The 25,089-nt window shown below is 36.1% G+C and carries 25 protein-coding genes; 16 read left to right on the top strand and 9 right to left on the bottom strand.

The features are described from left to right. Positions 1 to 50: 50 nt before the first annotated feature. The gene (gene tal, locus CZ809_RS05515; RefSeq protein WP_080156371.1) at positions 51 to 1,001 is read right to left on the bottom strand and encodes a transaldolase; all 951 of its coding nucleotides are present in this window, start codon (positions 999 to 1,001) and stop codon (positions 51 to 53) included. A gap of 631 nt (positions 1,002 to 1,632) precedes the next feature. Next, positions 1,633 to 1,845: a transcription antiterminator/RNA stability regulator CspE gene (gene cspE, locus CZ809_RS05510; protein ID WP_060997435.1), complete on the bottom strand. Its 213-nt coding sequence runs from the start codon at positions 1,843 to 1,845 to the stop codon at positions 1,633 to 1,635. Positions 1,846 to 2,318: 473 nt separating this feature from the next. On the opposite strand from cspE (CZ809_RS05510), the gene CZ809_RS05505 reads away from it, so the two are divergent. Further along, positions 2,319 to 3,302 (top strand): HAD family hydrolase, encoded by a 984-nt coding sequence (locus CZ809_RS05505; RefSeq protein ID WP_080156370.1) that lies wholly within the window; start codon positions 2,319 to 2,321, stop codon positions 3,300 to 3,302. Positions 3,303 to 3,481: 179 nt separating this feature from the next. Here the strand turns inward: CZ809_RS05505 and CZ809_RS05500 are convergent, their stop codons facing one another. Both CZ809_RS05500 and deoD read right to left on the bottom strand, forming a co-directional pair. Continuing rightward, complete coding sequence (locus CZ809_RS05500) at positions 3,482 to 4,972, bottom strand: lactate dehydrogenase (protein ID WP_080156369.1); 1,491 nt, start codon at positions 4,970 to 4,972, stop codon at positions 3,482 to 3,484. A gap of 199 nt (positions 4,973 to 5,171) precedes the next feature. Continuing rightward, positions 5,172 to 5,882 (bottom strand): purine-nucleoside phosphorylase, encoded by a 711-nt coding sequence (gene deoD / locus CZ809_RS05495; protein WP_045035434.1) that lies wholly within the window; start codon positions 5,880 to 5,882, stop codon positions 5,172 to 5,174. Positions 5,883 to 6,320: 438 nt separating this feature from the next. On the opposite strand from deoD, the gene CZ809_RS05490 reads away from it, so the two are divergent. Continuing rightward, positions 6,321 to 6,527, top strand: a complete 207-nt coding sequence (locus CZ809_RS05490; protein WP_080156368.1) for a DUF3283 family protein — start codon at positions 6,321 to 6,323, stop codon at positions 6,525 to 6,527. 204 nt (positions 6,528 to 6,731) lie between these two features. Next, on the top strand, positions 6,732 to 7,133 hold the full coding sequence (locus CZ809_RS05485) for a hypothetical protein (protein WP_370738013.1): 402 nt from the start codon (positions 6,732 to 6,734) through the stop codon (positions 7,131 to 7,133). Positions 7,134 to 7,211: 78 nt separating this feature from the next. On the opposite strand, the gene CZ809_RS05480 is transcribed toward CZ809_RS05485, so the two are convergent. Further along, on the bottom strand, positions 7,212 to 7,451 hold the full coding sequence (locus CZ809_RS05480) for a hypothetical protein (RefSeq protein WP_080156366.1): 240 nt from the start codon (positions 7,449 to 7,451) through the stop codon (positions 7,212 to 7,214). A gap of 275 nt (positions 7,452 to 7,726) precedes the next feature. On the opposite strand from CZ809_RS05480, the gene CZ809_RS05475 reads away from it, so the two are divergent. Further along, positions 7,727 to 8,002 (top strand): hypothetical protein, encoded by a 276-nt coding sequence (locus CZ809_RS05475; RefSeq protein WP_080156365.1) that lies wholly within the window; start codon positions 7,727 to 7,729, stop codon positions 8,000 to 8,002. Between the two features lie 82 nt (positions 8,003 to 8,084). Here CZ809_RS05475 and CZ809_RS05470 read toward each other — a convergent pair whose 3' ends face one another. Continuing rightward, positions 8,085 to 9,566: a C69 family dipeptidase gene (locus CZ809_RS05470; protein ID WP_080156364.1), complete on the bottom strand. Its 1,482-nt coding sequence runs from the start codon at positions 9,564 to 9,566 to the stop codon at positions 8,085 to 8,087. A gap of 283 nt (positions 9,567 to 9,849) precedes the next feature. On the opposite strand from CZ809_RS05470, the gene CZ809_RS05465 reads away from it, so the two are divergent. The 3 genes from CZ809_RS05465 (at position 9,850) to CZ809_RS05455 (ending at position 14,182) form a co-directional block, all read left to right on the top strand. Then, positions 9,850 to 10,536, top strand: a complete 687-nt coding sequence (locus CZ809_RS05465) for a hypothetical protein (protein WP_080156363.1) — start codon at positions 9,850 to 9,852, stop codon at positions 10,534 to 10,536. 171 nt (positions 10,537 to 10,707) lie between these two features. Then, entirely contained in the window at positions 10,708 to 11,586 is an 879-nt protein-coding gene (locus CZ809_RS05460) for a 6-carboxytetrahydropterin synthase (protein WP_080156362.1), read from the top strand. A gap of 220 nt (positions 11,587 to 11,806) precedes the next feature. Next, positions 11,807 to 14,182 (top strand): Lon protease family protein, encoded by a 2,376-nt coding sequence (locus CZ809_RS05455; RefSeq protein ID WP_080156361.1) that lies wholly within the window; start codon positions 11,807 to 11,809, stop codon positions 14,180 to 14,182. A gap of 149 nt (positions 14,183 to 14,331) precedes the next feature. Here CZ809_RS05455 and cspE (CZ809_RS05450) read toward each other — a convergent pair whose 3' ends face one another. Further along, positions 14,332 to 14,544 (bottom strand): transcription antiterminator/RNA stability regulator CspE, encoded by a 213-nt coding sequence (cspE, locus tag CZ809_RS05450; protein WP_005372751.1) that lies wholly within the window; start codon positions 14,542 to 14,544, stop codon positions 14,332 to 14,334. A gap of 422 nt (positions 14,545 to 14,966) precedes the next feature. On the opposite strand from cspE (CZ809_RS05450), the gene CZ809_RS05445 reads away from it, so the two are divergent. Further along, on the top strand, positions 14,967 to 15,338 hold the full coding sequence (locus tag CZ809_RS05445) for a hypothetical protein (protein WP_080156360.1): 372 nt from the start codon (positions 14,967 to 14,969) through the stop codon (positions 15,336 to 15,338). A gap of 266 nt (positions 15,339 to 15,604) precedes the next feature. On the opposite strand, the gene CZ809_RS21140 is transcribed toward CZ809_RS05445, so the two are convergent. Together CZ809_RS21140 and CZ809_RS21540 are read right to left on the bottom strand one after the other, a co-directional pair. Next, positions 15,605 to 15,763: a hypothetical protein gene (locus CZ809_RS21140; protein WP_159447937.1), complete on the bottom strand. Its 159-nt coding sequence runs from the start codon at positions 15,761 to 15,763 to the stop codon at positions 15,605 to 15,607. Between the two features lie 63 nt (positions 15,764 to 15,826). After that, a complete protein-coding gene (locus CZ809_RS21540; RefSeq protein WP_442437220.1) occupies positions 15,827 to 15,955 on the bottom strand; it encodes a sodium:solute symporter family transporter in 129 nt (42 codons plus the stop codon). A 474-nt stretch (positions 15,956 to 16,429) separates the two neighbouring features. Between CZ809_RS21540 and luxC the strand changes: the two genes are divergently transcribed. From luxC to CZ809_RS05405, 8 genes are all read left to right on the top strand, one after another. Further along, positions 16,430 to 17,866 (top strand): long-chain-fatty-acyl-CoA reductase LuxC, encoded by a 1,437-nt coding sequence (gene luxC / locus CZ809_RS05440; protein WP_080156359.1) that lies wholly within the window; start codon positions 16,430 to 16,432, stop codon positions 17,864 to 17,866. Positions 17,867 to 17,878: 12 nt separating this feature from the next. Next, the gene (gene luxD / locus CZ809_RS05435) at positions 17,879 to 18,799 is read left to right on the top strand and encodes a fatty acid reductase transferase subunit LuxD (RefSeq protein ID WP_080156358.1); all 921 of its coding nucleotides are present in this window, start codon (positions 17,879 to 17,881) and stop codon (positions 18,797 to 18,799) included. A gap of 38 nt (positions 18,800 to 18,837) precedes the next feature. Next, positions 18,838 to 19,911, top strand: coding sequence for a luciferase subunit alpha (gene luxA, locus CZ809_RS05430; protein WP_080156357.1), 1,074 nt, complete (start codon positions 18,838 to 18,840; stop codon positions 19,909 to 19,911). Between the two features lie 42 nt (positions 19,912 to 19,953). Then, on the top strand, positions 19,954 to 20,931 hold the full coding sequence (gene luxB / locus CZ809_RS05425; RefSeq protein ID WP_080156356.1) for a luciferase subunit beta: 978 nt from the start codon (positions 19,954 to 19,956) through the stop codon (positions 20,929 to 20,931). Positions 20,932 to 21,184: 253 nt separating this feature from the next. Continuing rightward, positions 21,185 to 22,306 carry a long-chain-fatty-acid--protein ligase LuxE gene (luxE, locus tag CZ809_RS05420; protein ID WP_080156355.1) on the top strand — a complete coding sequence of 374 codons (1,122 nt, stop codon included), beginning with the start codon at positions 21,185 to 21,187 and terminating at the stop codon, positions 22,304 to 22,306. Positions 22,307 to 22,322: 16 nt separating this feature from the next. Further along, positions 22,323 to 23,027 (top strand): flavin mononucleotide reductase LuxG, encoded by a 705-nt coding sequence (gene luxG, locus CZ809_RS05415; protein ID WP_080156354.1) that lies wholly within the window; start codon positions 22,323 to 22,325, stop codon positions 23,025 to 23,027. 238 nt (positions 23,028 to 23,265) lie between these two features. After that, positions 23,266 to 24,357: a bifunctional 3,4-dihydroxy-2-butanone-4-phosphate synthase/GTP cyclohydrolase II gene (ribBA, locus tag CZ809_RS05410; protein WP_080156353.1), complete on the top strand. Its 1,092-nt coding sequence runs from the start codon at positions 23,266 to 23,268 to the stop codon at positions 24,355 to 24,357. A gap of 65 nt (positions 24,358 to 24,422) precedes the next feature. Then, the gene (locus tag CZ809_RS05405; RefSeq protein WP_080156352.1) at positions 24,423 to 25,025 is read left to right on the top strand and encodes a GTP cyclohydrolase II; all 603 of its coding nucleotides are present in this window, start codon (positions 24,423 to 24,425) and stop codon (positions 25,023 to 25,025) included. Positions 25,026 to 25,089 lie beyond the last annotated feature (64 nt).

Below are 25,089 nucleotides of genomic sequence, written 5' to 3'. Positions count from 1 at the left end.
AAATTAAGAAAGCGGCTCTAGGAGCCGCTTTTTGAAATAGTGCTTAGCGATTAAAGACGATCTGCGATCATTGTCTCTAGTTTGCCTTGGTCTACTGCGAAGTTACGAATACCTTCAGCTAGTTTCTCAACTGCCATTGCTTCTTGGTTGTGATCCCATAGGAATTCAGCGTGAGTCATAGCAGCAGGACGTGCTTTTAGCTCTGTTGCTGGAAGTAGTTTCTGCTCAACAACACCAGTTGCATCTTCAAGTTCTTGAAGAAGTTGTGGGCTGATAGTTAGACGGTCACAACCTGCTAGCTCTAGAATCTCACCAATGCTACGGAAGCTTGCGCCCATAACTACTGTATTGTAACCGTGTTCTTTGTAGTAGTTGTAGATATTAGTTACAGAGATAACGCCTGGATCTTCTTGCGCTTCAAAACTACGGCCTTCTTTCGCTTTATACCAATCCATAATACGACCAACGAATGGTGAAATTAGGAATACGCCAGCTTCAGCACATGCACGTGCTTGAGCGAAAGAGAATAGAAGTGTTAGGTTACAGTTGATGCCTTCTTTTTCAAGAATCTCAGCTGCACGAATACCTTCCCAAGTAGACGCTAGTTTAATCAAAATACGATCGTTGCTGATGCCAGCATCGTTGTAAAGTTTGATTAGGTGACGTGCTTTAATTACGCTGCCTTCAGTATCGAAAGAAAGACGTGCGTCAACTTCAGTTGAGATACGACCAGGAACAACGTTTAGGATTTCTTTACCAATGTTTACTGCAAGCATGTCGCAAGTATCTTGGATTTGCTGTGCTTTATCATTGCTTTGTGCTTTTGCATAAGCAATAGATTGGTCAATTAAAGGAGCGTATTCAGCAATTTGTGCCGCTTTTAAGATCAATGATGGATTTGTTGTAGCATCTTCAGGCTGGTATTTGCTGATATCTTTGATATCACCAGTGTCAGCAACAACAGTAGTTAGTGCGCGTAGTTGTTCTAATTTTGTGCTCATATCTATCGACCTTATGTATAGGGCTTATGTCATGATGGCATTAGTTATAGCCTTAAATGGCACCATGTTCAAAAGAATTAATACTTACTCTAAGTACATTAATGATGACCATTAACCCACAGAGTGAGCATATGGAATGCACTGGAGCATTTGATGGATTGATAATTGTCTTTTTTGGCTTTTTTGTCAATTTAAAATGGGAATAAATCATATTCAGATCGCAATAAAAGCAGTTTCAAATTTTATTTAGGCTTTTGTTATGAACTATATGTGCTTTTTTACTTTTCATGAGTCGAACATTTGATCTGGTTATTGATCATTTGCGCGCGATAGTAATGATGTATAAGTTAATTGTTTATTAAATAAGGCGGAATAAATGTTACATAATAGCAATCAAAAAAAATATGACTAACTGCATTTAAAGTCTTTTTTCACCATCCTCTACCGTGAATTTTTGAAAAGGACGATAGATGGGGTAATACGTTTTAAACCTTATTCACTTAATAATGGGTTGGTATTGGCTTTACTAATGTAGGGGGGAGTTAAGTGACAATAGCGAAGGTAGGCTAAATAGCAGATATAAAAAATGCCGACCTTAGCCAGCATTTTTTCATTTATCAAAAAAGATAAATTATAGGGCTACAACGTTTGCAGCTTGAAGACCTTTTTGGCCTTGTTCTACTTCAAAAGACACTTTTTGGCCTTCAGCAAGAGTTTTGAAACCTTCAGAAGCGATAGCACGGAAGTGAACGAATACGTCAGCACCGCCGTTGTCTTGAGTAATAAAACCAAAACCTTTCTCTTCGTTAAACCATTTTACTAAACCAGTAGATGTATTAGACATGTGATGCCCCTTATATAGATGATTAATTAACCGCTAAAATGCGATGTATTAAGTGGTTAAATTATTAATGTTACTGCCAAAACAAGGGAAACACTGAAGTACAAAACGATAACGTTGCTGTAGCTGAAGGTTTAACTGTGACTTGGTGTTGCATTTAATAACGTCCTGAACAACAAAACGAGGCTGATAATAACAGCTGTACGTTTTTTGTACAGTTATTTTTATCAATAGGAGTAAAAAAGTTCTTGCTGTGTTTTTGGTGCCAGAAATACTGATGGACAATAATAGTCTTTATTTTTCTGTTTTATGTACATTGCGAGCTTGTAGTGCATGTTAGATCAATACTGCTAAATACGGCTGTTTTAATAGCAATATAAACATTGGTTATAGTGTTTATAAATGGAAAATCAGCTTCAACGAACTAGAATCAATGTAATTAACCTCAGCAATTCATTCAACAGCGTGGTGGTGCTATGAATAAAATAACTCTCTTGTCAGTCGCGATTTTATCAAGCTTTTCTTTCTCAGTTTTTGCTAAAGATTGTGATGCTACATTGCTCCCTTCTTGGAAAGATAGTGAGAGTAAATCCGCTATTGTAGACTTTGTGGAGCAAGCCACTAAAGCCAAATCCAAGACTTTCGTCGCGGTTGAGGATCGTATCGCTGTGTTTGATAACGATGGCACGCTGTGGTCGGAAAAGCCTTATTACTTTCAATTTGCCTTTGCATTAGATCGTATAAAAGAGATGGCGTCTGAGCACCCAGAGTGGAAAACGCAAGCACCATTTAAGTTTGTACTTGAAGGAGATATTGAGAGTGTTCTTGGCAGTGGTGAAGAAGGGTTATTGAAAATCATTATGGCGACCCATTCTGGTATGACGGTTGAGCAATACCAACAAGAAGTTAAACAATGGCTGAAGGCCGCAAAAGATAAACGCTTTAACAAAGCGTATACTGCTCTTACTTATCAGCCAATGAAAGAGATGCTGACTTATCTGCAGCAACATGACTTTAAGACTTACATTGTGTCGGGTGGCGGCGTTGATTTTATGAGGGCATGGGCGCCACAAGCTTACAACATCCCTTCAGAGCAGATCATTGGTAGCGCGCTTAAATATAACTATAGCTACAACGATGGTAAACCGACGGTTACTAAAGATGCATCTATTTTGACCATTGATGATAAAGCCGGAAAGGTCACTAATATTCAGCATATTATAGGTAAGAAGCCTATTTTAGCGGTGGGTAATTCAGATGGTGATCAAGCGATGATGCAATGGGCAACGAGCCAACCAAATTCAATGGCAATGATTGTTCACCATACTGATGCTGAGCGTGAGTGGAAGTACGATCGTAAATCCCATGTTGGTAAACTCGATAAAGCATTAGATGAAGCGAATTCTAGAGGTGACTGGACATTGATCGACATGAAATCAGATTGGTGTGAAGTGTACTAACGTCTAATTGCCACTCAGTTAAAACAACAAAGGCTCGAATTTTTTAGTTCGAGCTTTTTTTTGTAAGAATGGTGGCTAAATGAAGTTTTGTGTAGACGACCTGCATCCATAGTGTTCAATTAGAAAATGTATCATTACCTGATGACACTGATGTTCCTTCTAAATATATAGCAACACTGTTACCGCAATAGCTGTTCAAGTGTCATTGGTGATGACATTAAATCCAGCGTTTGAGCTGGGGTTATTCCGGTTTTATTTTGATGGCAAAGATTATGCCAAGCACGATAAATGTCCAATAATGGTAATAAGCTGGCGGGACGCAGTTTACGTCGTGGCTCATTAATCATATGGTTAAATTGATCATAAAAACGTTGTTGATAAGCCGTTGCTGCACGATGAGTGGCAATCGTTAACCAGCGTTGTTGATCTTTTTTATTACCACCAAGATGACAGATGCCTTTATTTCCGCTTTTATTACGACTAAATGCCCACCGATCTCGCCACCATCCCATTAATACGATATCAATTTTTTCAACCTGTTGTCCGTGTTGCCATTGCTGATCTTCAACTACATAAAGTGGGTCAATAGTATGGTTATTTATGCGGTCAATAAAAATAGATAAACACGCTGAACGTAATAACGTTTCTTGCGGCATAAACACGGCTAAGGTCGACGTATTGTGATTGAGCAATTCATGCAAGTATAAAAAGTGACTATATACAGTATATTGAGGACGAACTAGACAGCCTTTAGCTGGGTAATTAATGTTGACTTGGGCACTAAGTGGGTTCTCCATATTTTTACGGGCTAAAATATGGCGATAAGTGGTATCAATATGGGCCAGTAGACCTTGTGATAATGGTGCTGCACTTGATGGATAATGGTCGTTATGAGGGGCAATAAAACGGGTTCCATTGCAATAAGCATCATGATGAGTGACCGAGGTGGCTACGGATTGTGTTTGGTAATTGACGTGTTGGCTTATCACATAGCCTGAATTAACTTCAGCGGTTGCTACCCATAATACGCCATTATTACTTTGAGGCTGCAATGGGGTCAGATCTGTTGCTAGTTGGCGAGCTTGTGATTGTTTACCTAAACGGGCATCAAAAATGGTTAATTGATGACGACAACGTGCCGCAATATTATTCAGTTGATCATAAAACGTTTTTGGGTTCATCGCCAAACGTCGACAAATTTCCCGTACGGTATAACCCGTAAATAAATATGCCAATAATTTTTGTTGTAACTGGTGTTTGTTATTACTGCTCGACCAAGGATCGACAAAGGTGTGGTGACAGGCTCGACAGCGATAACGTTGACGTTCGCCACTAAAGCCAAAAGCATGATAATGCTGACGGTAGGTGAGAACAGGTAAGCCATGATGAGGACAGTGCTTATTTGAACAAGCGGCTAAACCACTATTTTGTTCTAGTTTTAAGCGTTGTTTTTCAGCGACCACATCATAATTACTGATGACAGGCGGAAAAGCACCACATTCACGGCAGATAAGCACGGGGCGTTGGAGATTGCTGTTTTGTAGTACATATAAATTAGGATCAGTACGACTAAAATTAGCACAGGCGACAGTTTTACAATAATTTAGCTGAATATTATCGCAAGCAGGTGGCAACTGATCCAGCGTCGTGGATAGTGAGGATGAAGTCATAGAGCATTGCCTAGTTGCGGTTTAAGAAGACGTAATTATACCTAAGTGAAATAATGATATAGAGATATTGTTAGCATTATCAAATTATTGAATATTTTAAATATTAGCGGGTATAAAAAAGTGGAAAATATATTCAAAGATACGTTTTCCACTTTATATCGAATTTCTATTATAAATGGTCTATGACCACAGTAACAGATTATAGATTGATTGCCGTTTCTAGCGCTACGTTCATCATTTCATTGAATGAATGCTGACGTGCTTCTGCACTTAGTTTCTCACCACGTTTGATATGATCAGACACTGTTAGAATAGTCAGTGCTTTAGCACCAAGCTCTGCTGCAACACCGTAGATGCCAGCCGCTTCCATGTCGACACCAAGGATACCTAGTTGTTCCATCTTATCAAATAGACCAACTTCTGGGCTGTAGAATAAATCAGCAGAGAATACGTTACCAACACGAACTGCAACATTTTGTGCGCGTGCTTGGTTTACTGCTGTTTCTAATAAATGATAGTCAGCAATAGCCGCGAAATCGTGGTTAGCGAAACGAATGCGGTTAACTTTAGAGTCAGTTGAAGCACCCATTGCAATGATAACATCCATTAACTTAACATCATCATGAACAGCGCCACAGCTACCAATACGGATGATGTTTTTAACACCAAAATCTTTGATTAGCTCGTGTACATAAATAGAACATGATGGAATGCCCATACCATGACCCATTACTGATACTGGCTTACCTTTATAAGTACCAGTGAAACCGTACATGCCGCGTACATCACATACACGCTTTACATCTTCTAGGTAAGTTTCTGCAATAAACTGTGCGCGTAGTGGATCACCAGGCATTAAAATTGTTTCTGCAAAATCGCCAACTTCGGCATTGATATGTGGAGTAGCCATGAAGAGCTCCTAGGTTTATGAGTTATCAGAAGCAGAGTTTGTGCTTCAATTTATGGTAGTAGTTTATGGAATAAAATATTCAGATCTTGAGATCTAAGTCACAAAATTAAGGCTGTTTTATTATTTTAGCTCCGTTGATTACCAAATCTGTTGAAAGTGTTAAGGGTATCGTTTTCTTTTTTGTGTTTGATTAAGTGTAAAAATGTGCGTAATAATATTTAAACCTATAATAAATAATGGGTTTATTTTTGATTGGTGGTTTTTATTCTTTACCGCTAAAAAATAGGCATTGTTTAAAATGTAATGGATTACACAAGTAAAAGTGTCAATAGATTGCTTTTAAAGCGCAAAATAGGCATAACAATAATCAAGTTTGAAAAGGGTTCTTCTTGATTCGAATCTTGGGTAGAATTAACAAAAAAGTAGGCTGAGAATAATATGTATAATTTAACCCAATTGTCAGATAGCGAAAGAATGCGTATCGAGTTAGATAAGCAAGCGTCTTATGCGGTATGGAAAGTAAAAAATGGCAAAGTAGGGTATGAGGCTTTTGCTGAATTAACCAATAATATTGAAGACGATGACGAACGCGATTTTTGCCAGCAAGCCATTACGAAATATAAAACCCTGATGGGGGTGAATTAATTCATTGCATAGCTTTGTTAAACGTTAGGGTAGAAATGATTATTTATCGACGCTTTAGCATAATCGCGATTTTTGCTCATCAGATGATATCTGATTAATTTTTGTAGTGTAGTACTATTAGCGTACTAATATCAGCTTAAATGGAGATTATTGGCTTAATATTGCGTATTATGCGTATGGAAATTAATCAAATGGTGAATGATAGTGAAGACAACTGAATTTTCTGCTCTTGATGATGATAATGATACCAATAAACCGGAATTATCATTTTCTTTACATGCAGAAAAACGTTCTGGGCATAAAGCGCCACCGGCGAATACCCCTGATTTTAGCCAACCCGCATCGCGCTCAGATGTTGGTGATGACAACATAGCGACTGAAATTATGACAAAGTCTCGTTCTAAGCGTTTGACTGATTGCCCAGCTTGTGATGGTACGGTATCTCGTCGTGCACATTTCTGTCCTCATTGTGGTGAACCTGATCCTTCGCGCCATATGCAACGAACACAATGGGTTTCTCGCATTGTATGGACCGTAATCATTGCTACGGCAACTTGGTATGCTTATACATCTTTAGTGCCACTTATTGTTGATCGTCTGAAATAATGAAGTGGCAACATACTGATTATTAAGCAATAACCCTAATAGTTGAATAATCAATTATTGGGGTTTTTTTATGATTTTTTATTGTGTTTTTTGCATGCCACGAGTTTGATTCATAGTGCGTGATCCTGCGGTACCATAGCTATTAATGTCATAACGATTAGGGGAATAACCGATACGTGCACGGTAACGACGATCGAGTGGATATAAGTTAATGTTATAATTTTCAATAAGTTGTTTGATCACCACATTCATTTCTTTTTGTGGTGTATTTTGTTCTCTAAGATAATAATAAAGATTCTCTGCGCGTTGTTGATTCATTGTGCCCTCCAATGGGAAATATTTGCTGATAAGCAAGTAGAAATACACAGGAAAGTCGATTGAATAACAGCAACGGTATTGCTGTTATGTGGCACTGATTATAATCAATATTGAATCAATGATAATTGGATGAATACTTAAATTACTTTTACTCAATTGTAATAATTAAGCACTAAGTCAGTTAATTATTTTGAAATAATAATGTGACTTGAAATATTGTTACTTAATGGTGTTTTTTAATTAACAATAAAACACCGTTCAAATGTGAGGTGCATATGTTAAAACAAGGTATTAAAATAAAAATAGTGAGTATTGGCGTTGGTATCTTGATTTTACCATGGCTACCTTTGCTTATTAGCCAATACTCATTTATAGATACAATAAAGGATGCTATTGGTGGAATAGCATTTACATTAGGTTGGGGAATGGGGGTGCCAGCTGGTATCAGCTATGGGATCGCGATTGTTATTTTACTATTACCAATGATTGCCGTTTATTATGGTATGAAACGAATATTAACCCCCCTCGTGACCAACGAAGCAGAACGATAGATAAAAAACAAGAAGATCTCTGAGTGATCTTCTTGTTATAAAGCGACGCTTAATGTTGGTTAATTAACGCTATCATTAATGATTACGCACCTTCGAAATGGTATGTCATATCGGTGGTGTAGGTCATTTGAGTAAATAATGTATTAGTTAATTGTTCGGTTAAGGCTAATGCATCAGCAACCGTTGTTTTCTCAAAATCATTGATTAACGCTTGTGCTTTTTTAGGCTGGCGCTTGTAAATTTTAAGGTAATTCTTCTCAAGTTCACGCTGTTTTGATGCTGTTTGTACTTCAAACTTATGATAAGCGGTTTGTACGATTGGAGAGAATACTTTCCAGTTCGTCATCGCAAGTGTTTGTAGTTTACGGAAAGCCCAGTTAGCAGAAGCACTATCGGCTTTATTTGTACCAATAGTTAATGCATGAGGCACTTCTGTCATGCCTTGGTAATAAGGTAAGTAAACGCCAAGTGCTGTCATGCCATACGAGATGTATGCCACATCACCAATAGCAGTCGGTAAATTTGGACGTACTTGTAATACGTGTGACTCTTGAGTACGGAATACCGAAATTGGACGGTAAGCTTCTTTAGGGTTTTGGGTTGAGTATGGGTCGTGAGATGTTCCTTGGTAATGATTACGCAAGCCTTGTTCAACATCGGCAACACTGAGTTTCTTGGTTGGTTTTAGAAATACAGGGAAAGTAGTACCTTGGTCGATCTTGGTGGTTAATCCTTGAGTGTACATATGCTGCAAAGTCCACACTCGTGGATAGTTATATGTTACATCGTTAGGTGTGTCTTGTGAGTAAGCAGCATGGAAGTTGAAAGGTTTGCCTGCTTCTGATTTGTATAAACCATGTTGCTCGGCAAAGCTGACTAATGTTGGCGATGCCATGTAATTAGGGTTATTTGGTAAATAGGTACTTAAACGGCCTTGGTTAGCGGATACAAAATACTTATCAGCTGGAATTTTTTCAGCCATCCATTGGTGACCACTGCCCGTTTCCAAATACCAAATACCCGTATTATCAACAAATGCCACACCAAAGCCTTCTGCTGCACCTTGAGTTTCAATGATTTTACCAAGTAACTCTACGCCTTCTTTTGCAGAGTGAATACGGGGTAAAATCACATTTTCAATGGCATCTTCACCAATCCCTGTTTGAGTAATATATGGGTCAGCTTTTAGTGCTTTAACGCCATTATAAATGGTCTCTGTTGCTGAAAGACCGGCACCTGCTGAGTTAAAACCAACTTCGCCCATACTCTTATTATTGGTGTCAAAGTCTGACATTGAGGTGTATTGCAATGCATTTTTAGCTGCTGGGTAGCTAAAGTTGTTGGCATTACCATGGAAGTCAGCTTGTTGCATTTTTTCTGCTGGATGGAAAACAAAGTGCTTAGCGTTAGTGGCTTGGTAATCTTCATTACGAGCAATAATGTAAGAACCATCAGTTGTGGCTTGGTTACCGACAAGAATAGTTGTACAAGCACTTGCTGGAAACGCGATAACAGCGGTCAATGCTGTGGTTATCGCTGATGCTAAAAACGGTATTTTTTTCATTTTATTCATTAGTTAAGTGGGTAATTGATCTGTTATACGGGGAAAGTTGTCTTTATTTTGTGATGAATATCACTTTTAAATGTCTCTAATTGGTATAATTATTTTTCAGTTTTATAACCTATTCAAGTGTTAGCAATATAAATGTAAGAGTATTTATGGGTATTAGTTGTGATGTTATTACTCGGGATTGATCAATTATTCAGGTATGATAAAAATGAAAATTTACATTAAATATCATTGATATAATGTCATTACTATAACAATAAGAGGACAAAGCTAAGTCATGAACAATAAAACACTTATTATTAGTGCGTTCACCTCGCTATTATTATCAACTTCAGCTCAAGCTGCTGAACCTTTTGTATTACAACCTGTTACTGATAATAATTCGACGATCCCGTTAGTTAAATTTGATGATAGCACTCATTACTTTGTTGGTTTAACTGGCGGTAGCAGTGATATCAGCATGACTGCGGGTAGTGTTAATGGTAATAACACTACGCTGATCAATCGTTTTTCAGCACCTGATGCCGCTGGATTTATTGGTGTCGATCTTGGTTTTTATACCGCGGGTGGCTCTGGCCGTATTTATTACAGTTGGCAAAAAATGAGTACTCAATCTGATTTTGAGGGTGCTAAGGCAATTGAAACTGATGTGACATTACACCTTTTAAATGCCGATTATTTTTTCCGTGCAGGCAAGGCGATTAATCCATTTATCGGTGCGCATTTAGGGTACATGACCGCAGATCTTAAAGGCCAAAATTATGGCTCGCATAGTCAATCTGGGCAGGTGCTTGGTGTTCAAGCGGGTGTGGCTTGGCGAATTTCAAATCATATTTCAGCCGAAATGGGGATGCGTAATACCGCGACTCAAGGTGAAGATATTAAACCATGGTCATCTAATAAAGCCGCGTCACAAATAAAAAGTGTGCTAACAGGTTATGCTTCATTAAATTATCGCTTCTAAAGCATGGCTTGTTGATGTTCCAGTGTGGCTATCACGACAATATAAGGGTGTTATCACTGTACTGGGACATTTTATTAAAGGGTAAGAAAACTGAAGGTTTACTCACTCGTTGAGCCGCGTATAATGCATTCCCCTAGTAAACGACAACCATTATCAATAAAGGACTTCACCTTGAAGCTATTCGTTAGAGACCTCACTGTAATTGACGCATCTTACTTATGTCCACAACGGGGAATGGTGGGTGAAAGCTGGATCCTTGATGTGGTGATGTCGGGTGAGTTGAATGAAATGAGCATGGTGCTTGATTTCAGTCGCGTAAAAAAACAAATTAAGCAACTTGTTGATCAGTATGTTGATCACCGATTATTGATCCCTTCAGCCTCTGCCGCTATTCAGGCCGCAGCAACGAAAGCGGATTATATGACGGTTGATTTAGTCAGTGATCAGCACGCTATTCATCTGCATAGTCCTGAGCAAGCTTTTTGCTTTATTGATACAGATGCAATCACTATTGAAAGTGTGACTGAGTATGTACAGCAATTATTGTTGGGTCATTTACCTAGTAATGTGCAAGGATTAGAAATAACCTTACGTCACGAAAAGATTGACGGCGCGTTTTATCATTACAGCCACGGCTTAAAAAAACATGATGGTAATTGTCAACGCATTGCTCACGGTCACCGCTCACCTGTCGAGTTAGTGGTTAATGGTCAACGCAATGCTGAATTAGAACAGCAATGGGCGCAACGCTGGCATGATATCTATTTAGGGTCACAAGAAGATGTGATCAGTGTTAGCGAATTAACGCTAAGCAGTGCTGTTAATATTAATGACGATACCCATTACGGTTTTCGTTATACCGCGCCGCAAGGGGAATTTGAATTAGCGATTGCTAAATCAGTGACGGAAATTTTAGCCACAGACACCACCGTTGAGTTACTTGCTAGCTACATTGCAGAGCAAATTAAGCCACAATTAACGGCAACTGATCGTTTGGATGTTTTTGCTTACGAAGGTGTAGGTAAAGGTGCGATGGCAAGCATAGGCTAAAGGTCTCTTTTGATCATGTAGTTGATATAAAGCATAAAAAATAAGCTCAATGTGGTATTTGTAGTAATACAAATATTGGATTGGGCTTTTTTTTGGTTAAAATTAAAGCAAAATCAGTGTAATAGTGAGATCTTTCGCACTAAATATAGTCTCTATCACCTAATAGTCAGTTATTTGTGCGTAAACTTAGAATAAGTGTCATAAATGAGAGGGATCGATTATGCCTTTAGCGCCTCTAACCAGTGACAAGCTGTATCGAGTTGCAGCCCTAAACGGATTGAGTGATGCGTGTAAGTCAACCAAGCACCTTACACCATTAGATGAAATAGTAGGACAAGAACGCGCTCAACATGCTGTTGAATTCGCGATGTCGATAAAAGAGAAAGGCTACAATATTTATGCCATTGGTCGTAATGGTTTAGGTAAGCGTACCATGGTGATGCGTTATCTAAATCGACATGAGCCAAATGGTAATAGCCATGCACTGTATGATTGGTGTTATGTGTCTAATTTTGGCGATACACGTTGCCCGAAAGTGCTAAAACTACCCGCAGGGGAAGGGTGTAGCTTTAAAAAAGACATTGAAAGCTTAATGAAGCGGTTAGTCAAAGCGTTTCCTTTAGCGTTTGATAATGAACTTTATTATTCGCGTGCTGAAAAATTAAAATCAGAATTAGCTTCAAAACAAGAGACCACCTTAAAATCATTAACGAAAAGTGCAGAAGAACGCGGTATTAGCGTTTCAATCACAACCCAAGGTGATTATCAATTAGTGGCGATGAACGGTAAAGAGCCCCATAGCGAAGATAGCTTTGCGGCATTATCGGCTGATGACCAGCAAACGTTTGAAAATACCATTAATGATTTAGAAGTTGAGCTACGTGGCATTGTGCGAAAACTGACTGAATGGGAAGAACAATATTCAGATAAACAGCAAAAGCTGGATGAAAATATTGCTCAAGAAGTTGTGGGTCATTGCATTAAAGATTTGCAGCTCAAATATAAAAAAGTTGTCGATGTAAAAGCATATTTAGCTGATATGTATGCAGATATCTTAGATAACATTGATATTTTCTTAGAAGAAAATGAAGAGCAAGTGGCACTCGCTTATGCCTCATTAGATAAAAAAATGCCACGCCGTTATCAAGTTAATGTGTTGGTACATCAATCTGATACCCGTAAATTTCCAATCGAGGTTGAAGAGAGCCCCAGTTATCATTCTATCTTTGGCTATGTTGAAAACGCCACTTATAAAGGTACTGTCTTCACCGATTTTTCATTAATTCGAGCAGGTAGTCTTCATCGTGCCAATGGTGGCGTGTTGATGATGGATGCGGTGAAAGTGCTAGAGCGGCCGTATGTTTGGGATGGGCTTAAACGTGCTTTACGCGCACAAAAGCTAAATTTAAGCTCACTTGAACGTGAGGTGACACTGTCTGGCACCATTTCACTAGAACCAGAAGCGATTCCACTGAATGTGAAAATTATTCTGTTTGGTGATTATCAAACTTATCAACTATTACAACATTATGATCCTGAGTTTAAAGAACTATTTCGTGTAACCGCTGATTTTGAAGATGATATGCCGCGTAATGATACTTCAGAAGAGCATTATGCACGTTTCATTGCCAGCATTGTGCATGATAACGATATGCTGCATTGTGATCGTAAAGCCATTGCGCGCATCATTGAATACAGTTCGCGCCAAGCAGATGATCAAAATAAGCTATCGTTACACTCGGCTGATATTGCGAATTTATTACGTGAAACAAATTACGTTGCGCGAGCATCTAATGCCACTATGATTCGCAGCAGTCATGTTGAACAAGCGATGCTCAATCAAGAATTGCGTGTTAGTCGTTTAAAAGATCATGTGATGCAAAGTTTCGTAACCGGAACTACTTTGTTAGATGTTCACTCACATGCGGTGGGGCAAGTAAATGCGCTATCGGTGATTGCGACCTCTGATTATCAGTTTGGCGCACCGAGTCGTATTACCGCGACAACGGCTTATGGTAGTGGTGAAGTGTTTGATATTGAACGCAGTGCTGAATTAGGCGGTAATATCCACTCAAAAGGGGTGATGATTTTATCGGCGTACTTAGCGTCCGTGTTTGGTAAAACAGCTAAGATACCATTAACCACCCATCTGACCTTTGAGCAATCCTATGGTGGTGTTGATGGTGATAGTGCATCCATGGCGGAAGTGTGTGCGATAGTCTCTGCTTTTTCTGGATTACCATTACGGCAAGATATCGCGATCACAGGTTCAATGAATCAGTTTGGTGAAGCTCAGCCAATCGGTGGTGTGAATCAGAAAATTGAAGGCTTTTTTGATGTGTGTGGCATTAAAGGGAGAACGCCAGGACAAGGGGTGATTATTCCTGAGTCAAATGTACATAATTTAATGTTACGTAAAGATATTGTTGACGCAGTTGAAAAAGGTGAGTTTACTATTTGGGCGATTAATCATGTTTCACAAGCGATTGAAATATTTACAGGTAATGCTGTAGGTGTTGAAGCTGAACACGGTTTTTATCCATCAAATACTGTCTTTGGTTTAGTCCAAAGTAAACTTAATTCCCTGCGCCGATAGTTCGTGATGTGAACGATGATGTGCTGTAAATAATACATATTGAAGCCGACGAGAGAATTGTTGGCTTTTTCTTTTTATAAATGCCAAATAACAGGCATAAAAAATGCCGGCCTTAGCCAGCATTTTTTTCATTTATCAAAAAAGATAAATTATAGAGCTACAACGTTTGCAGCTTGAAGACCTTTTTGGCCTTGCTCTACTTCAAAAGACACTTTTTGGCCTTCAGCAAGAGTTTTGAAACCTTCAGAAGCGATAGCACGGAAGTGAACGAATACGTCAGCGCCGCCGTTGTCTTGAGTAATGAAACCAAAACCTTTCTCTTCGTTAAACCATTTTACTAGACCAGTTGTTTTGTTAGACATGAGATGTCCCTTATTAGTTGAGATTAATTAACCGCTAAAATGCGATGTGCTACGTGGTTAAATTATTAATGTTACTGCCAATACAAGGGAAACACAGAGATACAAAACGAAAACGTCACTGTAGCTTTTAGTTTAACTGTTACTTGGTGTTGCATTTAATAACTCTTAAACAACAGAGCGAGACGGATAATAGCAGCTGTGTTGCTGATGTACACATCTTTTTGTCTTTTTTTAAAAAAACTTAATCACAAAATATTAAAACAATGGCTGTTTGTATCAATTATTGATTGATTTTGTGTGTTAGTTTTTAGAACAAAGCCTAATATGACACTATGATTTGGAGTATTCATAATCGTTCGTGCTTATGGGATATACAAATAGTATATTAATAAAAGAACTGAACACAAACAGGGGAAGCAATAATGACTTATGAAACTAAAACAATGGAAGTACCTGTTGCTATCGCTGAAAGAGTGCAAGCACTTATTGATGGGTTTAAAGCAAAAGAAATATTTAAGGCTGAGCGTAAGGCGGTAGTGAATAACTTCCTTGCGATGGATGGTCTTAGCTGTGAAATGGCTGTTTATAGTTTACCGCAGGCTGAATTGCTTGATACGCTACGTTTTGTTTATGAGTTGTCTGGCACAAACAGCAAATTCATTACAAATATTCTGATTCAATCGCGAGAAAATCCAAAGAAAGTGTTGTCTGATGCGCAGAGAACAGCGGCTAAAAGCCTATTATTTAACTTGATTAATGATCCATCAGTCGTTTCAGCGATGAAAGAAATTTAATCGTTATAAATAATGACTGATGATAAAAAACCCGCACTGATTCTCTTATGATAAGAGTATCATGCGGGTTTTGTTTATCGGTAACGGTGACCGATTTTTGCTACTGTTGTAGAGGCAGGTTTTGGCCGTGTTTATTAACCTCATCAAAATGACGTAAAGTCGTTTCATTGGGTTTTTCACCTTTTAAACTCACCACAACTAACGCAATAGATGCTAATTAAGAAAGCTGGAATAATTTCGTATAAGCTAAAGAGAGTTGAATTTGATCATGCTGAATGAGCTGCAATCCACCTTGGGAATAAGCCTTTGGCAAGTTCCAAAAAGATCATTTCGTTATTGAAGTTATGATGTACACCTGAGTAATACATTGCGCCAGTAATACCGACGGCAAATGCACCGACTAAAGAAACCACCATCCAACTCATACAAATTTTTCGAGCAACACTTATGCCTTTTACATCAAAAAATATTGCACCGATCCATACTGCTTATATATAAGGAATATGGAATAAGGTTTGAATTAAGAAAGCACCACTCACAAAGCCTGCGGCTGCATAAAGTGTAAAGAAGATAAGGATAACTAATGCCGTCATTAACCTAAGAGTATGATTATCAATGCCATTTACGAGCGTGATGGTATTTTTTGTAATAAATTCAATATTTTTTTGGAAAGATAATTCTTTTGTAGATGAACGTATATAAAAAGAAATTCTTATTTTTTTAATGTGATGGTTGTTTTTTGTTCGAGATTTTGTTTCTATTCTTTTGATTTTTAAATGTTATTTTTATTTTAAAAATCAAGTATATGCATCAGTTTGTTTTGTTATTTATTGGTGGTTAAATTATTTAGGATAATATCTAATATTACTTTTATTATTTTATATTTAAAGGCATATAAATATAGACGTAATTTAATAAACAACAGAGTCTCTCATTAAAAATGTGACATTAATTCAATAAAAAGAACATTGTGTTAACATGTTACGAATTTGCTTTACATCCCTTATTTGAATTAGCTAGTCTATATCGCATTCCTATGCAGCAAGGTTGTATGCTGAAGTGGTATGTGCAATTGGTTTTTAGAGGGCTGTATGATTAAGAAAATTCCAATGATTATTGGTGGTGTAGAGAGAGATACTTCAGAACATGAATATCATGAACTGATACTTAATAACAATAAAGTTAGTATCCCTATCATTAATCAAGATGATGTTGAGAATATTAAATCAAAAATCATAAAAAAAAATTTAAATATCAATCAGATAGTAAATTTTTTATATACTGTTGGTCAGAAGTGGAAAAGTGAAAATTATTCTCGGCGACTAATATATATTCGCGACTTAGTAACGTTTCTCGGATATTCACCTGAAATGGCAAAATTAGAAGCTAACTGGATCTCAATGATCTTGAGCTCAAAAAGTGCCTTATATGATATTGTCGAAACCGATTTAGGCTCTCGGCATATTGTAGATGAATGGTTGCCTCAGGGTGATTGTTATGTTAAGACGATCCCAAAAGGGAAATCAGTTCATTTGTTGGCCGGTAATGTCCCTCTATCTGGGGTCACTTCTATTATTAGAGCAATTCTAACTAAAAATGAATGTATTATTAAAACATCATCGACTGATCCATTTACGGCAATGGCATTAGCTTTAAGTTTTATTGATACAGATGAACACCACCCAATTAGCCGCTCAATGTCGGTAATGTATTGGTCTCATAGCGAAGATATTGCAATCCCACAACAAATAATGAATTGTGCTGATGTTGTTGTTAGTTGGGGGGGATATGATGCAATTAAATGGGCAACAGAACATACACCAGTAAACGTCGACATATTAAAATTTGGTCCGAAAAAAAGTATTGCGATTGTTGATAATCCTATAGATATTACAGCTTCTGCTATTGGTGTGGCTCATGATATTTGTTTTTATGATCAGCAGGCCTGTTTTTCAACCCAAGATATCTATTATATTGGCGATAACATTGATGCATTTTTTGATAAGCTTGTAGAGCAATTAGATAGATATATGGCTATCTTGCCAAAAGGCGATCAAACATTTGATGAAAAGGCATCATTTTCATTAATTGAAAAAGAGTGTCAATTCGCAAAATATAAAGTTGAGAAAGGTGATAATCAATCTTGGCTACTTGTGAAATCACCATTAGGATCTTTTGGTAATCAGCCATTAGCTCGAACTACATATATTCATCATGTCTCCGATATATCAGAAATAATACCTTATATAGAAAATAGAATTACTCAAACTGTAACAGTTACTCCTTGGGAGTCATCATTTAAATATAGAGATATTCTAGCAGCTCATGGCGCTGAGCGTATTGTTGAGTCTGGAATGAATAATATTTTCCGTGTTGGTGGTGCGCATGATGGTATGAGACCTCTTCAACGGTTAGTTAAATATATTTCACATGAAAGACCTTATACATATACAACTAAAGATGTAGCCGTGAAAATTGAACAAACACGCTATCTAGAAGAAGATAAGTTTTTAGTCTTTGTACCATAAAAAGGAATTAATATGAAAAGTGAAAACAATTCTATACCAATAGATCATATTATAAAAGTTGACAACGAACGTCATATACGTGTTTGGGAAACTATTCCTAAAAATCAATGTGATAAGAGAAATAGCACGATTGTTATTGCTTCTGGATTTGCTCGAAGAATGGATCATTTTGCAGGTTTAGCACAATATTTATCAACCAATGGATTTCATGTTATTCGTTATGATTCGCTTAATCATGTTGGATTAAGTAGTGGTGAAATTGATAAATTTTCGATGTCAGTAGGCAAAGAAAGTTTATTAACCGTTATTGATTGGTTGAAATCTGAGTATGGTATTTTTCAGGTCGGTTTAATTGCATCAAGTCTTTCTGCTCGAATTGCTTATGATATTGTTACTGATGTTAATTTGTCTTTTTTAATTACCGCTGTTGGTGTGGTTAATTTACGAAATACACTTGAAAAAGCACTGAAATATGATTATTTGCAGATGGATATTGATGAAATACCAGAAGATCTAGATTTTGATGGATATAATCTTGGTTCGAAAGTATTTGTTACTGATTGTTTTGAAAATAATTGGGATACATTAGATTCAACTATAAATAAAACGAAAAATTTAAACTTTCCATTTATTGCTTTTATTGCAAATGGTGATAATTGGGTACAACAGCAAGAAGTCGAAGAATTAATACGAAATATCAGTTCAGATAAAACAAAGATTTACTCTTTAATAGGTTCATCACATGATTTAGGTGAGAATTTAATTGTGTTAAGAAATTTCTATCAATCAATTACTAAAGCTGCAATTGCGTTAGATAGTAATTTAGTAGGATTAGTGAGTGAGATTACTGAACCGCAATTTGAAACTCTAACTATTGTTACAGTAAATGAACGTCGTTTAAAAAATAAAATACAAAGTAAATTATTAGCTTAATTATAACTGAGACATAAAGCATCAAAAGGAATATATTTATGAAGTTTGGGAATATCTTTTTCTCATATCAACCACCAGGTGAGACACATAAAGAAATTATGAATCGCTTTGTTCGTTTAGGCATTGTATCAGAAGAACTAAATTTTGATACTTACTGGACTTTGGAACATCATTTTACTGAATTTGGATTAACAGGTAACCTGTTTGTTGCTTGTGCTAACTTACTTGGTCGAACCACCAAATTAAAAGTTGGTACTATGGGCATTGTTCTTCCAACCGCTCACCCAGCTCGTCAGATAGAAGATTTATTACTTTTAGATCAAATGTCAAAAGGTCGTTTTAATTTTGGTGCTGTACGTGGCTTGTACCACAAAGATTTCCGTGTTTTTGGTGTAACGATGGAAGATTCTCGTGTTATCACTGAAGATTTTCATACCATGATTATGGATGGTACAAAAACAGGTATACTTCATACTGATGGTAAAAACATCGAATTCCCAGATGTAAAGGTTTATCCGGAAGCATATTTAGCGAAAATTCCTACATGTATGACTGCCGAATCAGCAGCAACAACGACTTGGCTTGCTGAGCGTGGCCTACCTATGGTGCTTAGTTGGATTATTACAACGAGTGAAAAGAAAGCTCAAATGGAACTTTATCATGCTGTTGCCCGAGATAGTGGTTACAGTGAAGAATACATTAAAAATATTGATCATAGTATGGCTCTCATCTGTTCTGTAGATGAAGATGGTAAAAAAGCTGAAGATGTGTGCCGTGAGTTCTTGGGTAATTTTTATGATTCATACGTAAATGCGACTAACATCTTTAGTGAAAGTAATCAGACCCGTGGTTATGATTATCATAAAGGTCAATGGAAAGATTTTGTTCTTAAAGGACATACTAATACTAAACGTCGTGTTGATTATAGTCATGATTTAAACCCTGTAGGAACACCTGAAAAATGTATTGAAATTATTCAGCGTGATATTGATGCAACAGGTATTACAAATATTACCCTTGGGTTTGAAGCTAATGGCTCAGAGGAAGAAATCATTGCCTCTATGAAACTTTTCATGACACAAGTTGCACCATTTTTAAAAGATCCAAAATAAATCACTAAGACTAACGTTAATAAATAATATAAGGAATATAATATGAATTTTGGATTATTCTTCCTCAACTTTCAGCCTGAAAATACATCGTCAGAAACAGTTTTAGATAATATGATTAACATTGTATCTTTAGTTGATAAAGACTATAAAAACTTTACGACAGCTTTAGTAAACGAGCACCACTTTTCTAAAAATGGTATTGTTGGTGCACCAATGACAGCTGCAAGCTTTCTATTGGGATTAACTGAACGCTTGCATATTGGTTCTTTAAATCAAGTCATTACAACACACCATCCAGTTCGTATTGCAGAAGAAGCAAGTTTACTTGATCAAATATCAGACAGTCGTTTTATTTTAGGTCTAAGTGATTGTGTTACTGATTTTGAGATGGATTTCTTTAAACGTCAACGTGACTCACAACAACTACAATTTGAAGCTTGCTATGAGCTTATTAATGAAGGAATCACAACTAATTATTGCCAAGCTAATAATGATTTCTATAACTTCCCTCGTATATCAATTAATCCTCATTGCTTAAGTAAAGAGAAAATGAAGCAATATATTTTGGCTTCTAGTATGGGTGTTGTTGAATGGGCTGCTAAAAAAGCGCTTCCATTAACATATCGTTGGAGTGATAGCCTTGAAGAGAAGGAGATTTTTTATAAACGTTATTTAGATATTGCAGCAAAGCATAATGTTGACGTTTCTAATGTTGAGCATCAGTTCCCACTGCTTGTAAATATAAATAATGATCGTGATGTTGCTTATCGAGAAGCAGCAATTTATTTAACAAGTTATATTTCCGAAGTATATCCCCACTTAAATTCGCAACAAAAAATCAACGAGCTTATTAGTCAACACGCGATTGGTACAGATAATGACTACTATGAATCAACATTGCACGCGTTAGAGCGAACAGGTTCAAAAAATGTATTACTTTCTTTTGAATCAATGAAGAACCATGATGATGTTATAAAAGTAATTAATATAGTTAATGATAAAATCCAAAATAATTTATAAAATAATTGGTATTATTATGAGTAAATTAAATTTCGACGTTTTATTTGTTAATTTTTTATAATAAACCCCAACAAAAACAATCCAAAATGACAAGTAATTTATTAAGAAATTATCCATTATTGATTAATATACAACTATTCATAATGTGGTTAGTATTAATAACCATAAGCTTGTAATCATTGCTAAATATAATGGCGGTGCTAATTTAAAGTTCTGTCATTATATTTAAAATACATTTTAAGTAGGATTGAATATGACTATTGAGTTAGATGGTTATGAAAAAGATATTATTGTTAGTACAGAGATTGATGATGTTATTTTTATATCTTCACCACTTGATATTACTTATGAACAACAAGAAATTTTAAAAAAGAAATTAATTTTAGAATCATTTTATTACCACTATCATAATAATGAAGATTATAAGTTTTTCTGTAATGCTTTGGATGTTGATGACAATATCTCATCACTTGATGCTATTCCTGTTTTTCCTACTTCAATGTTTAAATATGCCAAAATATGTACAGCAGATGAATCTAACATTGAAAACTGGTTTACCAGTAGTGGTACTAGTGGTGTAAAAAGTCATATTGCTCGTGATCGTATAAGTATTGAGCGTTTACTTGGTTCTGTAAATTACGGAATGAAATATCTTGGTTCATTTCATGAAAATCAGCTAGAACTTGTTAATATGGGACCTGATCGTTTTAATGCTAAAAATGTTTGGTTTAAATATGTAATGAGTTTGGTTGAGTTATTATATCCAACTACATTTACTGTAAATAATGATGAAATAGATTTTGAACTTACAATTAAAAGTTTAAAAGAAATTTATAGTAAAGGAAAAGGTATTTGTTTAATTGGGCCTCCATATTTCATTTACTTATTATGCCAATACATGAAAGAAAATGAGATTGAGTTTAATGCTGGCAATCGTATATTTATTATTACTGGTGGTGGTTGGAAAACCAAGCAAAAACAAGCACTAAATCGTCAAGAATTTAATAAACTATTAATGGAAACTTTCCATCTAGCACATGAAAGCCAGATTCGAGATACATTTAATCAGGTAGAATTAAATACATGTTTCTTTGAAGATAATCATCAGCGTAAGCATGTTCCGCCGTGGGTTTATGCACGTGCCCTTGATCCTGTAACGCTAAAGCCAGTTAAAGATGGTCAAGAGGGCCTTATTAGTTATATGGATGCATCATCAACGAGTTATCCAACATTTATCGTTACTGATGATATTGGTATTATTCATACTATTAAAGATTCAGATCCATACCAAGGTACTACGATTGATATCGTCCGTCGTTTGAAGACAAGGGAACAGAAAGGGTGTTCGTTATCAATGGCATCAGGTTTAAAATAACCTATAAGGAAGATTTATGATTTTATATTGTAAAGTAATTAAAATTGAAGCTTCTGAATGCAACATTTTCAAAGTATTTATTAAGCCTGATAAGTGTCTAAACTTTAAAGCAGGACAATATATTTTAGCATATTTAGATGGTAAACAATTACCTTTTTCAATTGCTAATTGTCCTACATGTAATGAGCTTATAGAGTTACATATTGGCAGTTCAGTAAAAAACACCGCCGTTAAATCTATTTCTTATTTTTTAGGTGCTTTTGTGAATAGCTCTGAGATACAGATAGATGCACCTTATGGTAATGCTTGGTTACGTGAAGACAGTAACTCTCCATTGTTACTTATTGCCGGAGGTACTGGACTATCGTATATTAATAGTATTCTTAGTAATTGTGTAAATAGAAAATTATCGCGTTCTATTTATGTTTATTGGGGGGTTAATAATATTAATTTATTATATGCGGACTCTCAATTAAAAGCTCTTTCTAGTGATTTTAATAATGTCAGTTACGTACCTGTTTTAGAAAATTTTGATAATAGTTGGTATGGAAAAAAAGGCAATGTTATTGATGCAGTTATAGAAGATTTTTGTGATTTATCAGATTTTGATATTTATATTTGTGGCCCGCAAGGTATGACGCGTAGTGTTCGTGAAAAGTTAACATTACTTAAAAAAGCTGATACGGATAAAATGTTTTCCGATGCTTTTGCATATCTGTGATATTAATTTATTTTAATGAAATATAACTTATATCCTAACTTTTATTTGAAATAATATTGGTGTCGATTAATGTAATAACTCTATTTTTGGTTTTTAACACAACCAATAAATAGAGTTGTTGGTATGTTTTTAATTAATTTTAAAATTAGATGATATTTAAATATTCATTGGTGGTTGAATTTCAATCGATATATTGGATATAAGTTTCTCTTCAATATGAAATAATAAAGGAGTGATTATGACGTTAAGTACAACTCAAGAAATTATTGAGGATATTCGGCAAGGGAAAATGGTTATATTAATGGATGACGAGGATCGCGAAAATGAAGGGGATCTTATAATTGCATCAGATAAAGTCACGCCTGAAGCAATAAATTTTATGGCAACTTACGGTCGTGGTTTAATTTGTCTGACATTAAAAAAAGAACGTTGCCAGCAATTAGAATTGCCGTTGATGATAAAGAGCAGTACCGATAAATTTGCTACTCCGTTTACTATTTCTATTGAAGCGGCTTCCGGGGTTACAACTGGTATTTCAGTCAATGATAGAGCGCGTACTGTTCAAGCAGCCGTTGCGGCAACAGCGACTGCAGCAGATATTGTTATGCCAGGACATATTTTTCCATTAATGGCTCAAGATGGCGGTGTATTAGTTCGTGCTGGACACACTGAAGCTGGTTGTGATATTGCGCGTCTAGCAGGGTTAGAGCCCTCAAGCGTTATTGTTGAAATATTGAATGATGACGGTACGATGGCGAGACGTCCGCAGTTAGAACTCTTTGCTAAAAAGCATGGCTTAAAGTTAGGCACTGTCGCCAACCTTATTGAATATCGAAATAAATATGAAACCATGATTGAGCGTATTTCTGAGTGTAAATTAAATACTGAATTTGGTGAGTTTAATATGATTATTTATCGAGATAAAATTAATCATCAAATTCATTATGCGTTACAAAAAGGCAATATTGAGCCTAATTCTCCAACTTTAGTGCGAGTACATTTACAAGATACATTTGAAGATATTCTGCAAATAGGATCAACGCGATGGACATTACCTGCAGCGATGGAGCGTATTAGTTCTGAAAATGGTGTCCTTGTTATAATTACTAAACAAGAAGATCCAGAAATTGTAATTAGTAAAATTCAGAATCTAGCTTTGGATAAGAAAGAAATGCCTATTTTTAATAGTCAATCACATCAGGTTGGATTAGGCTCACAAATATTATTAGATCTTGGTGTTAAAAAAATGTGCTTATTATCATCTAGTCGTCAGCTTTATCATTCATTTTCTGGTTTTGGCCTGAAGATCGTTGAGTATGTGTGCGATTAGGTTGGTGGTTATTGAAAATGAAAGCTCCTTTATTTTAGGCTATATAAGAAATAATTAGGAATATGATGGTCAATGTTAGGGAAAGAGTATCTTTAAAAGTAGGTATTAATAGTAATACTCCTGCTGAGTTGTTTTCGTTTAATGGCCTTGAATCGGGTAAAGAACATATAGCACTCATTTTTAAAGATGCAGAAAAAACCTTGGTTCCTTTAGTTCGTATACATTTTGAGTGTTTAACTGGCGATGTGTTTCATTCATCACGTTGTGATTGTGGAGAGCAGTTAGATGAAATCATTGAAAATATGGCTAAGCTAGGTGGAATTATTTTGTATCTACGTCAGGAAGGCCGTGGAATTGGACTTTATAATAAGATCGATGCTTATAAGCTACAAAGTCAAGGTGTAAATATTTATGAAGCGAATAATTATTTAGGTTTTGATGATGATTTTCGAGAATTTTCTGAAGCCGCTCAAATGCTTGCAGCGCTTGGTATTAAGCATATACGCTTGGTAACGAACAATCCTAATAAAATATTGGGGTTACAGAAAAATGGTATAAATATTGTTGGAGCTGTGGGCACTAAAGCTCATTTAAAAGAAGGTAATAAAGAATATTTAAAAGCGAAAGTTTCTCATGGTCATCATCGTTTTAATTTTAATAAATATTGAACTTTTCATGAATAAAATAAGCCCGTTTTGGGCGGGGCTTATTTTATTTAAAAACATAAATTAG

Source organism: Photobacterium piscicola, assembly GCF_900166965.1.
Lineage (GTDB): Bacteria > Pseudomonadota > Gammaproteobacteria > Enterobacterales > Vibrionaceae > Photobacterium > Photobacterium piscicola.
Note: the sequence above shows the minus strand (reverse complement) of the source record. Positions and strands in the feature narration are given on the sequence as shown.

Excerpts from the sequence above, each read along its gene's own strand:
- tal (WP_080156371.1), bottom strand. The coding sequence starts at position 1,001 with ATGAGCACAAAATTAGAACAACTACGCGCACTAACTACTGTTGTTGCT.
- cspE (WP_060997435.1), bottom strand. The coding sequence starts at position 1,845 with ATGTCTAATACATCTACTGGTTTAGTAAAATGGTTTAACGAAGAGAAA.
- CZ809_RS05505 (WP_080156370.1), top strand. The coding sequence starts at position 2,319 with ATGAATAAAATAACTCTCTTGTCAGTCGCGATTTTATCAAGCTTTTCT.
- CZ809_RS05500 (WP_080156369.1), bottom strand. The coding sequence starts at position 4,972 with ATGACTTCATCCTCACTATCCACGACGCTGGATCAGTTGCCACCTGCT.
- deoD (WP_045035434.1), bottom strand. The coding sequence starts at position 5,882 with ATGGCTACTCCACATATCAATGCCGAAGTTGGCGATTTTGCAGAAACA.
- CZ809_RS05490 (WP_080156368.1), top strand. The coding sequence starts at position 6,321 with ATGTATAATTTAACCCAATTGTCAGATAGCGAAAGAATGCGTATCGAG.
- CZ809_RS05480 (WP_080156366.1), bottom strand. The coding sequence starts at position 7,451 with ATGAATCAACAACGCGCAGAGAATCTTTATTATTATCTTAGAGAACAA.
- CZ809_RS05475 (WP_080156365.1), top strand. The coding sequence starts at position 7,727 with ATGTTAAAACAAGGTATTAAAATAAAAATAGTGAGTATTGGCGTTGGT.
- CZ809_RS05470 (WP_080156364.1), bottom strand. The coding sequence starts at position 9,566 with ATGAAAAAAATACCGTTTTTAGCATCAGCGATAACCACAGCATTGACC.
- CZ809_RS05465 (WP_080156363.1), top strand. The coding sequence starts at position 9,850 with ATGAACAATAAAACACTTATTATTAGTGCGTTCACCTCGCTATTATTA.
- CZ809_RS05455 (WP_080156361.1), top strand. The coding sequence starts at position 11,807 with ATGCCTTTAGCGCCTCTAACCAGTGACAAGCTGTATCGAGTTGCAGCC.
- cspE (WP_005372751.1), bottom strand. The coding sequence starts at position 14,544 with ATGTCTAACAAAACAACTGGTCTAGTAAAATGGTTTAACGAAGAGAAA.
- CZ809_RS05445 (WP_080156360.1), top strand. The coding sequence starts at position 14,967 with ATGACTTATGAAACTAAAACAATGGAAGTACCTGTTGCTATCGCTGAA.
- CZ809_RS21140 (WP_159447937.1), bottom strand. The coding sequence starts at position 15,763 with ATGAGTTGGATGGTGGTTTCTTTAGTCGGTGCATTTGCCGTCGGTATT.
- luxC (WP_080156359.1), top strand. The coding sequence starts at position 16,430 with ATGATTAAGAAAATTCCAATGATTATTGGTGGTGTAGAGAGAGATACT.
- luxD (WP_080156358.1), top strand. The coding sequence starts at position 17,879 with ATGAAAAGTGAAAACAATTCTATACCAATAGATCATATTATAAAAGTT.
- luxA (WP_080156357.1), top strand. The coding sequence starts at position 18,838 with ATGAAGTTTGGGAATATCTTTTTCTCATATCAACCACCAGGTGAGACA.
- luxB (WP_080156356.1), top strand. The coding sequence starts at position 19,954 with ATGAATTTTGGATTATTCTTCCTCAACTTTCAGCCTGAAAATACATCG.
- luxE (WP_080156355.1), top strand. The coding sequence starts at position 21,185 with ATGACTATTGAGTTAGATGGTTATGAAAAAGATATTATTGTTAGTACA.
- luxG (WP_080156354.1), top strand. The coding sequence starts at position 22,323 with ATGATTTTATATTGTAAAGTAATTAAAATTGAAGCTTCTGAATGCAAC.
- ribBA (WP_080156353.1), top strand. The coding sequence starts at position 23,266 with ATGACGTTAAGTACAACTCAAGAAATTATTGAGGATATTCGGCAAGGG.
- CZ809_RS05405 (WP_080156352.1), top strand. The coding sequence starts at position 24,423 with ATGGTCAATGTTAGGGAAAGAGTATCTTTAAAAGTAGGTATTAATAGT.